Raw genomic sequence first — 13,862 nt, forward strand, 5'->3', positions numbered from 1 at the left:
GGTGCCACGATGGACGAGAGTCGAGATACCGGCCTGCGGGGCCTGCCGTGCTGAACGAGACGATCATGATCGCCGTGGGCGTCCTGCTGACCGCAGGGACCGCGATCTTCGTGGCGAGCGAGTTCTCGCTCGTCACCCTGGACCCCGCCGTCGTCGGTGGCGACGACGAGGAGGGCGACAGTCCGGGGCCCGGACGCCGGGCGCCCGACCGACGTGACCGCATCGTCCGGTCGGGTCTGAAGCACCTGTCGACGGAGCTCAGCTCCGCTCAGGTGGGCATCACCGTGACGACCATCCTGCTCGGGTACACCGCGCAGCCGGCGCTGCTGAGCATGTTCGACGCCGGGCTCGCCGCGACCCCGCTGGGCGCCACCGCGGCCGGTGTGCTGGCCGGGATCCTGGCGCTGGTGGTGGTCAACGCCTTCTCGATGCTCTTCGGCGAGCTCATCCCCAAGAACTTCGCCCTGTCGGCCCCGCACCCGACCGCGCGGGCGGTCGTGCCGCTGCAGCGGGTGTTCACCATCGTGTGCGGGCCCCTCATCGCCATGTTCAACGGGTCGGCGAACGCCATCCTGCGCCGGATGGGCATCGAGCCGCGCGAGGAGCTCTCGGGGGCGCGGTCAGCGACCGAGCTGCTCTCGCTCGTGCGCCGCTCCGCCCAGGAGGGAACCCTCGAGAAGGGCACGGCGACGCTCCTGGCGAACTCTCTTGAGCTGAACGGCCTGGTCGCCCGGGACGTGATGACCGACCGCACGCGGATGTCGGTCGTGCGTCGTGACACCAGCGCCGCCGAGGTGCTGGCGCTGGCCCACCGCACCGGGCACTCCCGGTTCCCGGTGATCGGGGACGACCGGGACGACATCGTCGGGCTGGTGCACCTGCGCCGCGCCGTCGGCGTCCCGTTCGCCCGGCGGCAGGACGTGCCCGCCGGGGCGCTGATGACCGACGCGCCCCGGGTGCCGGACACCGTGAGCCTGGGGCCGCTGCTCGTCGAGCTGCGGGGCCTCGGTCTCCAGATGGCCGTCGTCGTGGACGAGTACGGGGGGACCTCCGGCGTCGTGACGCTGGAGGACGTCGTCGAGGAGCTCGTCGGCGACGTCGCGGACGAGCACGACCGCCGTCGGGGCGGCGCCGCCCGCGCCGCCGACGGGACGTGGACGGTGCCCGGCGTGCTGCGACCGGACGAGCTGGCCGAGACGACCGGGCTGCGCGTGCCCGACGGGTCGGCCTACGAGACGCTCGGCGGGCTCGTGATGGCTCACCTCGGCCGGCTGCCCGAGGCCGGCGACACGGTCGACGTGGAGGGCGTGCGGCTGCGCGTCGAGCTGGTCGACGGTCGCCGCGTCGAACGCCTGCGCGTGCAGGAGGTGGCGTCATGAGCAACGCGACCGCCCTGTGGGTCGGGCTGCTGCTGCTCGTCGGCAACGCGTTCTTCGTGGGCGCGGAGTTCGCCGTGCTGTCCGTGCGCCGGAGCACGATCGAGCCGCGTGCCGAGGCGGGGGAGAAGCGGGCCCAGATCGTGCTGTGGGCGATGGAGCACGTCTCGCTGATGCTCGCGTGCGCCCAGCTCGGCATCACCGTGTGCTCGACGGGGCTCGGCATCATCGCCGAGCCGGCGCTCGCGCACCTGCTGGAGGTGCCGTTCGCGGCGCTCGGCGTCCCGGAGCAGCTCCTGCACCCGGTCGCCCTGGTCATCGCCCTGGGCATCGTCGTCTACCTGCACGTGGTGCTCGGGGAGATGGTGCCGAAGAACCTCGCCGTGACGGGTCCCGAGACGGCCGCGCTGTGGTTCGCGCCGCCGCTGGTGCTCATCGCGCGCGTCGTGAAGCCCGTCATCGTGGCGCTCAACTGGGTCGCGAACCATGCGATCCGCGCGCTCGGCGTCGAGCCGAAGGACGAGGTCGCGTCGGCCTTCACGGCCGAGGAGGTGCAGTCGATCGTCGAGCACTCCCGGGCCGAGGGCGTGCTGGCCGACGAGCAGGGGCTCCTGTCGGGAGCCCTGGAGTTCTCCGAGCGCACGGCCCGCGACGTGATGGTCCCGCTCGACTCCCTCGTCACGCTCACGCCGGGTGCGACGCCCGACGACGTCGAGCACGAGGTGTCACGCACCGGCTACAGCCGGTTCCCGGTGGTCGAGGCGTCGGCCGACCCGTCCGGCGCGAGCGTGCCGGGCGCCATGGTCGGCTACCTGCACCTCAAGGACGTGCTCTACGCGGCGAACGGCGACCGGGACCGCCCGGTGCCCGCGTGGCGGGTGCGTGCCACGGCCCAGGTGGGGCCCGACGACGAGGTCGAGGACGCCCTGCGGGCGATGCAGCGGTCGGGTGCGCACCTCGCGCGGGTCGACGACGGCGAGCGCACGGTCGGCGTCGTCTTCCTCGAGGACATCCTCGAGGAGCTCGTCGGCGAGGTGCGTGACGCGATGCAGCGGCTGCGATGAACAGGTCTTGAACAAGGAGGGACTTGGCGGTGGGCGACGTCACCGCTAGTGTGCGGTCACGGAACGATCACGCCGGCGGTGCGGAGCACCGGAGGCGGTCCGGATCGGCGGGTTGAACAGGTGTCGCGCGAGCGCGCGGCGTGAGGCACGGAGGTGGCGTGGACACGACGTCGCAGGGCGACGCCCCCGCCCCCCGCTCCCGACGCGAGATCCGTGAAGCGGCCGAGGCGCGCACCGGACGGACGCCGCGGCGACGCCCCCCGGGGTCGTCGCGCAAGGCCGGGCGGGGCGCCCACGCGGCGCCGGCGGGCCATGCCTGGATCACCCGTGCCACGGTCCTCGGTTCCCTCGCGGCGGCGACGATCGCCGTCCCCCTGACGGGCGCCGCGGACGCGGACGAGCGCTCTCCGTTCGACCTCGACGCGCCCCCGACCGGTCCCTCGACCCTGGCGTTGCTGCAGTCCGGTGCCGACACCCCCGGCACGGCGTCCGCCATCGCCGCGGCGCCGCGGGAGCGCAGCGTCGAGGTCGCCAGCCGGTCCACCGAGCGTGACCCGCTGCCGGACTGCGACACGACAGCCCCGGTCGAGGGCACCAACGGGCAGCTCGCCGACCACTCCCTGTGCGACCTGTGGCAGAGCGGCGAGCAGCTGCGACCGGACGCCGCCGTGTCGCTCAGCGCGCTCAACGAGGCGTTCCGCGCACGGTTCGGCCGGGACCTGTGCCTCGTGGACAGCTACCGGTCGCTGTCCTCGCAGTACTCGGTCAAGGCGAGCCGCGGGTACCTCGCGGCGACGCCGGGGACCTCGATGCACGGCTGGGGCCTGGCCATCGACCTGTGCTCGAAGGAGACCGGCAGCGCCGAGGTCTACAAGTGGCTGTGGGACAACGCCCCCGCCTACGGCTGGGAGAACCCGCCGTGGGCGCAGCGCGGCGGCTCCGGCAAGTACGAACCCTGGCACTTCGAGTTCCGTGCCGGGGTCGAGGAAGTCTCGACCTGGCACTGAGGGCACTGAGGGCACCGAGGGGCCGCGCCGCGGTGCCCGGCTACGGCGACTCCAGCCGCTGGTTCTCGCCGAAGTCCTCGCGGAACCGCGGACCTGTGCGCGCGAGCTCCTGCGCGTGCGCGGCCGACCACTCCCCGTAGGGCTCGACCGCCAGCGACTCGTTGGAGAACCGGCGGTCGTCCGTGATCTCCGTGACGCAGAAGTCCGGGATCTGCAGACCGGTCACCGGTCCCGAGCGTTCGCACTCCGCGACGACGAGCGGATGGTTGGCACCGCCGAACACGTCGACGGACCAGCCGTCCGCACCCAGCCACACCGCGTAGCGGGTCTTGGCGATCCGCGCGCCGCCGCGTCGGACCAGCTCCACGCCCACCAACGGGTCGAGCTGCCGCTCGGCCTCGTACCGGGTGCCGCCCGTCGACGGGCCCTTGACCGTGACGGCGGCGAAGTCGAACTGGTCCCGGTGGGCGTCGAGGACCTCGCGCGGGTCGCTCTGGCCGTCGACCCCCGCCTCGACGCCACCCGCCTGGACCCGGACCCGCAGCGCGTAGCCGCCGTCGGACAGGTAGTACGACTGCACGATGAGGGACGGCGCGTCCCGGAGCACAGCCGGGAGCCGCCGCACGAGGAAGCGGCGTTCGAACTCGAAGTCGGAGTAGCTGGTGGACATGGTCCCGACACTACTCGGACGGCACCTCACGGCGGTCCGGGCCGACGTACTGCGACAACGGGCGGATGAGGGAGTTGGCGCCGTGCTGCTCCGCGACGTGCGCCGTCCACCCGGTCACGCGCGCGGCGACGAAGATCGGCGTGAAGGTCGGGGTGTCGAAGCCCATGAGGTGATAGGCCGGGCCGGCGGGGTAGTCGAGGTTGGGGTAGATGCCCTTGCGCTCGACGAACGCCGACTCGAGCGCGGCGTAGAGCTCGCCGAGGTCGGGCCGGTCGTAGTGCTCCACCAGCGAGTCCAGCGCGGTCTTCATCGACGGCACCCGCGAGTCCCCGTGCCGGTAGACCCGGTGGCCGAACCCCATGACCTTGCGCTTGGCGGCGAACGCCTCGTCGAGCCAGGCCTCGGCGCGGTCCGCGGAGCCGATCTCGGCGAAGGCGTGCATCACGGCCTCGTTGGCGCCGCCGTGCAACGGGCCCTTGAGGGCGCCGACGGCGCCGGTCACGGCCGAGTACACGTCGGACAGGGTCGAGGCGATCACCCGTGCCGTGAACGTCGAGGCGTTGAAGGAGTGCTCGGCGTAAAGCACGAGGGAGACGCGGAACGCGTCCACGACGGTGTCGTCCGGGACCTCGCCGAACGTCTGCCACAGGAAGTTGCGGGTGTAGTCGAGGTCGTCGCGCGGGGCGACGGGCTCCAGGCCGTGCCGCCGGCGCTGGCTGTACGCGACGATCCCGGGGAGCTGGGCGAACAGGTACACGGCGCGGCCGCGGTTCAGCTCGGGGTCGAGGATGCCGTTCTCGCGGCCGAGCGTGTCGTCCAGCCCGCCGAGCTGGCTGACGGCGGTGCGCAGCACGTCCATGGGGTGCGCCTCGAGCGGCAGGTCGTCGATCGCCCGGCGGGTGCGCTCGTCGAGCGGCCGCAGGGACCGCTCCAGCGCCTCCAGCTCCTCGAGCTCGGAGCGGGTGGGCAGCTCGCCGTGCCAGAGCAGGTGCGCCACAGCCTCGAACGGCTGGGTCGTCGCCAGGTCCTGCACGGGGTACCCGCGGTACAGCAGGGAGTTGGTCTCGGGATCGACCTTCGAGATCGCGGTGGTGTCCGCGACGACGCCGGCCAGGCCCTTGCGGACCTCGGACTCGGTACGGGGCTCGGTCATCGGTGCTCCTTCGCTCGCCATGACGCCGGGCGCCGGGGTACGGCGCCGGCCTCGCGGTTCAGTGGTGGTGGCCCTCCAGGGAGAAGTCGTACACGCCGGCGTCGAACGTGCTGTACGCCGGGTAGTCGAGGAGCTCGTAGAGCTCGGCGCGGGTCTGCATGTGCGGCACCTGCGACGTGAGCGACCCCTCGGTGCGCAGCGCGTCGAGGGCGCGGTCGGCGGCGCCCATCGCCAGGCGCAGCAGAGAGACCGGGTAGATCACGAGCGCCACCCCGGCGTCGCGCAGCTGGGCGGCCGTGAACAGCTCCGACTTGCCGAACTCCGTCATGTTGGCCAGGACGGGCACGTCGAGCGCGGACGCCATGGCCTCGAACTCGCCGAGGTCGCTCATGGCCTCGGGGAAGACGGCGTCGGCCCCGGCGTCGACGAGGGCCCGGGCCCGCTCGATCGCGACCCCCAGCCCGGCGCCGGCCCGGATGTCGGTGCGCGCCATGATCAGCAGGTTCTCGTCACGGCGGGCCGTGACGGCCGCACGGATGCGCTGCAGCGCCGTCGCGTCGTCCACCACCTGCTTGCCGTCGAGGTGGCCGCACCGCTTGGGGTTGACCTGGTCCTCGATGTGCAGCCCGGCGACGCCGGCGTCCTCCATGGTCTGCACGGTCCGGGCGACGTTCATCGCCTCGCCGAACCCGGTGTCGGCGTCGACGAGGGTCGGCAGGTCGGTCATCCGGGCGATCTGGCCGGCGCGGCCCGCGACCTCGGACAGCGTGGTCAGGCCGACGTCGGGCAGGCCGAGGTCGGCCGCGACGACGGCGCCCGAGACGTAGACGCCGTCGAACCCCTTGGCCGCGATCATCCGGGCCGACAGGGGGTTGACGGCGCCGGGGAGCTGGAGCAGCTCGCCGGACCGCAGGCGCTCGCGGAAGGCGGCGCGCTTCGCCGCGGGGGTCAGCGTGGAGTACAGCATCAGAAGATCCCGGGCACGACGGCGGCCCGTGCCGCCGGGTCGTCGGCCGGGGTCACGGTGAGCCCGGCGAGCTCGTCGGCGGTCAGCTCCGGCAGGCGCTGGGCCACGTCGAGGAAGCGCTCGATCTCCTCGGGGGCCAGCACGCCGTCGGCCAGGGCGCGGAACTTCGCGACGTACTGCTCGCGGCCGAACGGACGCGCACCGAGCGGGTGGGCGTCGGCCACGGCGATCTCCTCGACGACGCGCTCGCCGTCGACGAGCTCGATCTCGACTCGGCCGCCGAACGACTTCTCGGCCGGGTCGGACGAGTGGTACCGGCGGGTCCACTCCGGGTCCTCGGCCGTGGTGACCTTGCGCCACAGCTCGATGGTGTCGGGACGCCCGGCACGGTCCGGCGCGTAGCTGGCGGCATGATCCCAGGCGCCGTCCTGCAGGGCCACGGTGAAGATGTACGGGATCGAGTGGTCGAGCGTCTCGCGGCTGGCCGTGGGGTCGTACTTCTGCGGGTCGCCGGAGCCGGAGCCGATGACGAAGTGGGTGTGGTGCGAGGTGTGCAGCACGACGGAGCGCACCTGGCCCGGGTCGCGCAGCTCGGGGCGCTCGGCGCCGAGCCGTCGGGCGAGGTCGATCCAGGCCTGCGCCTGGTACTCGGCGGAGTGCTCCTTGGTGTAGGTCTCGAGGATCGCGGTGCGCGCCTCGCCCTCCTCGGGCAGCGGCACGGTGTAGCGCGCCTCGGGCCCGGAGAGCAGCCAGGCGATGAAGCCGTCGGAACCCTCGTAGATCGGGCTGGGGGAGGTCTGCCCGCGCATCGCGCGGTCCACCGCCTCGATCGCCATCTTCCCGGCGAACGCCGGGGCGTGCGCCTTCCACGTCGAGATCTCGCCCTTGCGGGACTGGCGGGTGGCCGTGGTGGTGTGCAACGCCTGCCCGACCGCCTGGTAGACGGCCTCGGTGGGCAGGCCGAGGAGGGTCCCGATGCCCGCCGCCGCGCCGGGACCGAGGTGCGCGACATGGTCGATCTTGTGCTCGTGCAGGCAGATGCCCTTGACCAGGTCCACCTGGATCTCGTAGCCGGTGATGATGCCGTGCAGCAGGTCGGCGCCGTCGCGCCCGAGGTGCTGGGCGACGGCGAGGATCGGCGGGATGTTGTCGCCCGGGTGCGAGTAGTCCGCGGCCAGGAAGGTGTCGTGGTAGTCGAGCTCGCGCACGGCGACCCCGTTGGCCCACGCCGCCCACTCGGGGCTGGTGCGCTCGCGGCTGCCGACGATCGTGGCGCCCGCGCCGCCCCGGGACACCGGGTGGGCCTCCGCCTGGGCGCGAGCCGCGAGGATCGGTGCGCGGCCCAGCGAGGCGGTGGCGACCGCGGCGTTGTCGATGACGCGGTTGATCACCATGTCGGTCACCGCGTCCGTGGGGTCCACCCGCTCGGTGGCGACCGCAGCGATCTTCCAGGCGAGCTGGTCGGTGCGGGCCAGGGGCTCCTCGGATCCGTAGGTGCGCACGGTGTGGTCGATCATGGGTCCTCCGGGTCGCGGAAAGGCCGCGCGGGCCGCCGGGTGGCGCGTGCCCACGCGTCGTCGTCATCGACTGCTGCTTGGAACCTAACGCGTGGGCGCGGCGGCGTCCAAGCGGTGGGTGCCGCACGACGGCACGGGTCGACATGGGCCGCGAAGGCGGCGACCACGCGGCGTGGCCGTGCGTCGAGCCCCGCGGTGTCGAGCACGACCGGAGTACCCCAGGTACGCAGCGAACGGTCGGCGCCGTGCAGCCCGGCGGCCCGCCACCGGGCGGCGAGCGTGTGCGGGTCCTCGACGTGCACGACGACGACGGTCCCTCGCCGGTAGACGTGACGTGACGTGTGCCCGGTCGCCTCGTCCCAGTCGACCCGGAGGCCGCGATAGCCGAACCCCTCCGCGTCGAGCGACAGGGCGATCGAGCGCGGGCGCACCGCCTGGCGCAGCAGCGGGACCAGGCACACGGCGGCGACGGACGCCGCGAGCAGCAGGGCGACGACTCCGAAGGGTCCGGGATCGTCCAGGACGAGCCCGGCGGCCGTAGCGGCCAGGACGACGAGGCACGCGGCGGCGAGCCCGAGGGCCTTGAGACGGGATTCGTGGAAAGCGGTCGGAGGCACGCGGCGACGGTAGCGGCGTCCGGGTGCGGGGTCGACCGCCGGTCCGTCAGCCGAAGATCTTCGCGAGGCCCCAGCCCAGCGCGGCGCCGACCAGGGGCACGCCGACGCCGAAGCCCGTCATCAGCCGTCGGCGGGCGCGCCGGTCTCCACGGACCTCGTGGTCGGTGTCGCGCAGCGGTCCGAGAGGTCCGTGCGCGAGCCACGTCGTGATCCGCGGCGCGGAGTCGCCGGCCGCGGGCGACGTCCCCGGGACGTGCAGGACGAACCGCAGGGGTCGGCGGTCTCGGCAGACGAAGGTCAGCGCCTGGATCGCCTCCAGGTAGTACCACGACGTGAGGTCGCCGACGGCGATCCGATCGCGCCGGGTGCCGCCCCAGGAGTGGCGCACGATATCGAGGATGCCGCGGTCGGGGTCGTGCTCGACCCGCAGGGTGTAGGTGCACAGCCGGAGGAGGCCGACCGCGACGAAGGCCGTCAGCCCCGCGAAGGTGGCGGCGGCCGCCAGGCCGACGACGAAGCGGGACAGGCCGATGAACACGGTGGTGCCGGTGACGACGGTCGCCGGGACGATCAGGAGCAGGAGTGCCCGCACGGAGTACCCCCGGGCGCCGTGCGGGGACCAGGTGACGGCGGTCGTGCTCACCGGGGGAGGATATCCGCCACCGACGACGAAGGCCCGGGCTGCGATCGGTGTCGCGGCCCGGGCCTTCTGCGGTGCGCCTGGAGGGACTCGAACCCCCGACCTTCTGCTCCGGAGGCAGACGCTCTATCCACTGAGCTACAGGCGCGGGCACCGTCAGGTTCGCTCGGGGCGACCCGTCGGCACGGTGACCGAGACTATCACCGCGAGTCTGCAGGTCGGAAACCGGGCCGGAATCCGCGGGAGGGGGCCGCCGTCGGGCCGATAGGATCGTCCGGTGACACCCGACGAGCTCTCGCATGCACTCAGCGCTGCCCTCGCCTCGGCCGTGGCCGACGGCACCCTCGCCCTGCCCGCCGACGCCGTGCCGGCGTCGGTCCACGTCGAGCGACCCCGCCAGCGCGAGCACGGTGACTGGGCGACCAACGTGGCGCTCCAGCTCGCGAAGAAGGCGGGCACGGCGCCGCGCGCGCTCGCCGAGGAGCTGGCGACGCGCCTGGGTACGCACGAGGGCATCGCGGCGGTGGAGGTCGCCGGCCCCGGGTTCCTCAACATCACCCTGGAGGCCGGGGCCGCCGGCGAGCTGGCGCGCACCGTGGTCACGGCGGGCGTCGCGTACGGCCGCAGCGAAGCGCTCGCCGACCAGAAGATCAACCTCGAGTACATCTCCGCGAACCCGACCGGCCCGCTGCACATCGGCCACACCCGGTGGGCGGCGCTGGGCGACGCGCTGGTCCGCATCCTGCGGGCCGCCGGCGCGGACGTGACGGCCGAGTACTACGTCAACGACGCCGGAGCACAGATGGACCGCTTCGGCGGGTCGGTGCTGGCGCGGATCCGTGGCACGGAGGTGCCGGAGGGCGGCTACCGGGGCGAGTACGTCGCCGAGCTGGGCGCCAAGGTCGTCGCGCAGCACCCGGAGATCGTCGACCTGCCCGACGACGAGGCCCTGGCACTCGCCCGCGAGGCCGGGTACCAGGTCCAGCTCGCCGAGATCCGCGACGTGCTCGCCTCGTTCGGCGTGCACTTCGACGTGTGGTTCTCCGAGCGGAGCCTGCACGAGTCGGGTGCCGTGACCAAGGCCGTCGAGCGCCTGCGCGAGCAGGGGCACGTGTACGACGACGGCGGTGCGGTCTGGCTGCGCACCACCGACTTCACGGACGACAAGGACCGGGTGCTGATCCGCGCCAACGGTGAGCCCACCTACTTCGCGGCGGACGCGGCGTACTACCTGTCCAAGAAGGACCGCGGCTTCCCCGGGAAGATCTACCTGCTGGGCGCCGACCACCACGGGTACATCAACCGCCTCAAGGCGATCTCGGCGGCCGCGGGCGACGACCCCGCACGCAACATCGAGGTCCTCATCGGTCAGCTCGTCTCCGTCGAGGGCGCCAAGCTCTCCAAGCGGGCGGGCAACATCATCGAGCTGCGGGACCTCGTCGAGTGGATCGGCGCGGACGCGGTGCGCTACTCACTGTCGCGCTACCCGGCGGACACCCCGCTGGAGCTCGCCGGCGAGGAGATGCTCAAGCAGTCGAACGACAACCCGGTCTTCTACGTGCAGTACGCCCACTCGCGCACCTGCGCGGTGGACCGCAACGCCGCGGACCGCCAGGTGCGTCGGCACCTCGACGACGGCACGGACGCCTTCGACCCGGCCCTGCTCGACCACGCGACCGAGGCCGCGCTGATCGGCCGCCTCACCGAGTTCCCGCGGATCGTGGCCCAGGCCGCCGAGCTGCGCGAGCCCCACCGCATCGCCCGCTACCTGGAGTCGCTCGCCGCCGACTACCACAAGTGGTACGCCGAGCGCCGCGTGCTGCCGTATCCCGACGAGCCCGTCGAGGCGGTCCACGGCACCCGCCTGTGGCTCAACGACGCGGTCCGCCAGGTGCTGGCCAACGGGCTCGACCTGCTGGGCGTGTCCGCCCCGGAGCGGATGTGAGCGCCGGGCCGGAGACCGGCCGGGCCGCCGCGCTCCCGTTGGGCGGCCCCGGAGCCCTGGGCGCACCGTGGTCCTCGGGCGTCCGCCGGCGCGCGGACGGCCGGGTCGAGGTGGCCGGCGTCCCGGCGAGCGAGCTGGCCGCCGCGCACGGCACGCCCGCCTACGTGCTCGACGAGGCGGACTTCCGTGCCCGGGCGCGGGCCTACCGGTCGGCGTTCGAGGCCGCGTTCGAGCAGGTGGGTGCCGGCGTCGACGTCTACTACGCGGGCAAGGCCCTGCTGACCGTCGCGGTCGCCCGCTGGGCCACCCAGGAGGGGCTGCGCGTGGACACGGCCTCGGGAGGCGAGCTCGCGGTGGCGCTGCGCGCCGGTGTGCCGGGCACGTCCATCGGGCTGCACGGCAACAACAAGTCCGACGGCGAGATCCTCGCCGCGCTGGACGCCGGCGTGGGGCGCCTCATCGTCGACTCGCTCGTGGAGATCGAGCGCGTGGCAGACCTCGCGGTGTCCCGGGGCGTGCGCGCGCCGGTGATGGTGCGCGTGACCACGGGTGTGCACGCCGGCGGCCACGAGTACATCTCGACGGCCCACGAGGACCAGAAGTTCGGGCTCTCGGTGAACCCCGGGCCCGACGGCGGCACGTCGCCGGCGCTCGCGGCCCTGGAGGCCGTCGTGGCCCGGCCGGAGCTGGAGCTGCTCGGCATCCACTCGCACATCGGCTCGCAGATCCTCGAGCCGTCGGGCTTCGAGGCGGCGGCGCGCGTGGTGCTGCAGCTGCGGGCCGACCTGGCGAGCCGCACCGGGGTGCTCGTCGAGGAGGTCGACCTCGGCGGCGGGTACGGCATCGCCTACCTGCCGGGCGAGGAGGCGCTCGAGCCGGCACCGGTGGCCGTCTCGGTGGCGCGGGCCGTCGCGACCGTCGCCCGCGAGCTGGGCACGCCCCTGCCCCAGTTCTCGATCGAGCCCGGTCGCGCGATCGCCGGGCCGGCCGGGCTGACGCTCTACACGGTGGGGACGGTCAAGCCGGTCACGGTGTCGGACGACGCGGCCGGCACCTTCACCCGTCTGTACGTCTCCGTGGACGGCGGCATGAGCGACAACATCCGTCCCGCCCTGTACGGCGCCGACTACCACGCCGAGCTCGTGGGCCGGACGTCGGACGCCGTCCCCGTGCTCGCCCGCGTCGTGGGCAAGCACTGCGAGAGCGGCGACGTCGTCGTCCACCAGGTCATGCTGCCGGGCGACGTGCGTGCCGGGGACCTGCTGGCGGTCGCGGCGACCGGAGCCTACGGGCGTTCGATGGCCTCGAACTACAACGCCCTGACCCGCCCGCCGGTGGTCGCCGTCGCGGACGGCACGTCCCGCGTCCTCGTGCGTCGCGAGACGGTCGAGGACCTGCTCGCGCTCGACCAGGGCTGAGCCTCCTCACCATCCGGGACGGTGGCCCGCGGCCGGTCGGCCGCGGCTATCCTGAGCCACGTCCTCCCGACCTCGACCAAGGTGGTTTCGTGCCTGCTGCAGCTGACCCGCCCGCCGTGCCCGCACCGTCGGGCACCCCGCGCACCGAGGATCGCGCCCTGCGCGTCGTCCTGCTGGGCTGCGGCGTGGTGGGGACCGAGGTGGCGCGCGGCCTGCTCGAGAACTCGACCGAGCTGGCCGCCCGTGCCGGTGCGCCGCTCGAGCTGGTCGGCATCGCGGTGCGCGACGCCTCCCGGCACCGGGAGGGCATCCCTCCCGAGCTGCTCACCGAGGACGCCGAGGCGCTGGTGGCCGAGGCCGACGTCGTCGTCGAGCTGATGGGGGGCATCGAGCCGGCCCGGACGCTCATCCTGCGGGCCCTCGACCGGGGCGCGAGCGTCGTGACGGCGAACAAGCAGCTCCTCGCCGAGCAGGGCCCGGTGCTCTTCGAGGCGGCGGACGCCGCCCGGGCCGACCTCTCCTTCGAGGCGGCCGTCGCCGGAGCCATCCCGATCGTGCGGCCCGTGCGCGAGTCGCTGGCCGGCGACCAGGTCCAGCGGGTCCTGGGCATCGTCAACGGCACCACGAACTACGTCCTCGACGAGATGACCAGCCAGGGGCTCGACCTCGAGGACGTCGTCCAGCGGGCCCAAGAGCTCGGGTACGCCGAGGCCGACCCGACCGCCGACGTCGACGGGTACGACGCCGCGGCCAAGGCCGCGATCCTGGCGTCGCTCGCCTTCCACACCCGCGTCTCGATCCACCAGGTCGCCCGGGAGGGCATCCGGGCGATCACCACGGAGGACGTCGAGTGGGCGCGCCGGACGGGCTACGTGCTCAAGCTGCTCGCCATCGCCGAGCGGACCTCGGAGGGTGTCGCCGCGCGCGTGCACCCGGCGCTCGTGCCGACCGACCACCCGCTGGCCGCCGTCCGGGGGGCGTTCAACGCCATCTTCGTGGAGGCCGAGTCCGCCGGTCCGCTGATGTTCTACGGCCAGGGCGCCGGGGGCCGGCCGACTTCGTCCGCCGTGCTCGGCGACCTGGTGTCCGCCGCCCGCGACCGGCTCGTCGGCGGCAAGGGGCCGCGGGAGTCGGCGTACGCGTCGCTGCCGGTGCTCTCGGCGGACGCCGCCGTGACGCGGTACCAGGTCCGGCTCGAGGTCGCGGACCGTACCGGTGTGCTCGCCCAGGTCGCCGGGGTGCTCGCCGACCACGGAGTCTCCATCGACACGGTGCGCCAGAGCGAGGCGCTCACGGCGTCGTTCGAGGCGGAGCCGTCGTCCGAACCGTCGGCCGAGATCGAGCCCGAGGAGACCGAGCCCGTCGCGCGGCTGGTCATCACCACCCATGCGGCGCGTGAGGCGTCGCTGGCCGCGACCGTCGCGGCCCTGGACGGGCTCGACCCCGTCCGCCAGATCACGTCCGTCCTGCGAGTCGAGGGAGTCTGAG

General features: G+C 73.6%; 12 protein-coding genes and 1 tRNA gene. 6 read left to right on the top strand and 7 right to left on the bottom strand.

Going from position 1 to position 13,862, the window contains the following annotated elements:
- The first annotated feature begins 65 nt into the window (after nucleotides 1-65).
- The 3 genes from AC3RJ8_RS04985 to AC3RJ8_RS04995 all read left to right on the top strand — a co-directional run bounded on the left by AC3RJ8_RS04985 (nucleotide 66) and on the right by AC3RJ8_RS04995 (nucleotide 3,447).
- Nucleotides 66-1,379 carry a hemolysin family protein gene (locus AC3RJ8_RS04985; protein WP_489714832.1) on the top strand — a complete coding sequence of 438 codons (1,314 nt, stop codon included), beginning with the start codon at nucleotides 66-68 and terminating at the stop codon, nucleotides 1,377-1,379.
- Nucleotides 1,376-2,440, top strand: a complete 1,065-nt coding sequence (locus AC3RJ8_RS04990; protein ID WP_489714833.1) for a hemolysin family protein — start codon at nucleotides 1,376-1,378, stop codon at nucleotides 2,438-2,440. The genes AC3RJ8_RS04985 and AC3RJ8_RS04990 overlap by 4 nt, the downstream gene beginning before the upstream one ends.
- Nucleotides 2,441-2,598: 158 nt before the next feature.
- Nucleotides 2,599-3,447: a M15 family metallopeptidase gene (locus tag AC3RJ8_RS04995; protein WP_489714834.1), complete on the top strand. Its 849-nt coding sequence runs from the start codon at nucleotides 2,599-2,601 to the stop codon at nucleotides 3,445-3,447.
- A gap of 40 nt (nucleotides 3,448-3,487) precedes the next feature.
- Here AC3RJ8_RS04995 and AC3RJ8_RS05000 read toward each other — a convergent pair whose 3' ends face one another.
- The 7 genes from AC3RJ8_RS05000 to AC3RJ8_RS05030 form a co-directional block, all read right to left on the bottom strand.
- The gene (locus AC3RJ8_RS05000; RefSeq protein ID WP_489714835.1) at nucleotides 3,488-4,117 is read right to left on the bottom strand and encodes a CYTH domain-containing protein; all 630 of its coding nucleotides are present in this window, start codon (nucleotides 4,115-4,117) and stop codon (nucleotides 3,488-3,490) included.
- 10 nt (nucleotides 4,118-4,127) lie between these two features.
- Nucleotides 4,128-5,270 carry a bifunctional 2-methylcitrate synthase/citrate synthase gene (locus AC3RJ8_RS05005; RefSeq protein WP_489714836.1) on the bottom strand — a complete coding sequence of 381 codons (1,143 nt, stop codon included), beginning with the start codon at nucleotides 5,268-5,270 and terminating at the stop codon, nucleotides 4,128-4,130.
- Nucleotides 5,271-5,328: 58 nt separating this feature from the next.
- Complete coding sequence (prpB, locus tag AC3RJ8_RS05010) at nucleotides 5,329-6,237, bottom strand: methylisocitrate lyase (protein ID WP_489714837.1); 909 nt, start codon at nucleotides 6,235-6,237, stop codon at nucleotides 5,329-5,331.
- Nucleotides 6,237-7,754, bottom strand: coding sequence for an MmgE/PrpD family protein (locus tag AC3RJ8_RS05015; protein ID WP_489714838.1), 1,518 nt, complete (start codon nucleotides 7,752-7,754; stop codon nucleotides 6,237-6,239). Before AC3RJ8_RS05015 ends, prpB begins: the two co-directional genes overlap by 1 nt.
- On the bottom strand, nucleotides 7,751-8,371 hold the full coding sequence (locus tag AC3RJ8_RS05020; RefSeq protein WP_489714839.1) for a hypothetical protein: 621 nt from the start codon (nucleotides 8,369-8,371) through the stop codon (nucleotides 7,751-7,753). The genes AC3RJ8_RS05015 and AC3RJ8_RS05020 overlap by 4 nt, the downstream gene beginning before the upstream one ends.
- A gap of 46 nt (nucleotides 8,372-8,417) precedes the next feature.
- Nucleotides 8,418-9,014 (bottom strand): hypothetical protein, encoded by a 597-nt coding sequence (locus AC3RJ8_RS05025; protein ID WP_489714840.1) that lies wholly within the window; start codon nucleotides 9,012-9,014, stop codon nucleotides 8,418-8,420.
- A 72-nt stretch (nucleotides 9,015-9,086) separates the two neighbouring features.
- A tRNA-Arg gene (locus AC3RJ8_RS05030) sits at nucleotides 9,087-9,159 on the bottom strand.
- 129 nt (nucleotides 9,160-9,288) lie between these two features.
- On the opposite strand from AC3RJ8_RS05030, the gene argS reads away from it, so the two are divergent.
- The 3 genes from argS (at nucleotide 9,289) to AC3RJ8_RS05045 (ending at nucleotide 13,861) form a co-directional block, all read left to right on the top strand.
- A complete protein-coding gene (gene argS / locus AC3RJ8_RS05035; RefSeq protein ID WP_489714841.1) occupies nucleotides 9,289-10,956 on the top strand; it encodes an arginine--tRNA ligase in 1,668 nt (555 codons plus the stop codon).
- Complete coding sequence (gene lysA, locus AC3RJ8_RS05040) at nucleotides 10,953-12,374, top strand: diaminopimelate decarboxylase (protein WP_489714842.1); 1,422 nt, start codon at nucleotides 10,953-10,955, stop codon at nucleotides 12,372-12,374. Before argS ends, lysA begins: the two co-directional genes overlap by 4 nt.
- A gap of 116 nt (nucleotides 12,375-12,490) precedes the next feature.
- Nucleotides 12,491-13,861, top strand: a complete 1,371-nt coding sequence (locus AC3RJ8_RS05045; protein WP_489715579.1) for a homoserine dehydrogenase — start codon at nucleotides 12,491-12,493, stop codon at nucleotides 13,859-13,861.
- Nucleotide 13,862 lies beyond the last annotated feature (1 nt).

It is taken from the genome of Isoptericola sp. MSGPD8_1_ISO-PGPR-S23-394 (assembly GCF_058072785.1).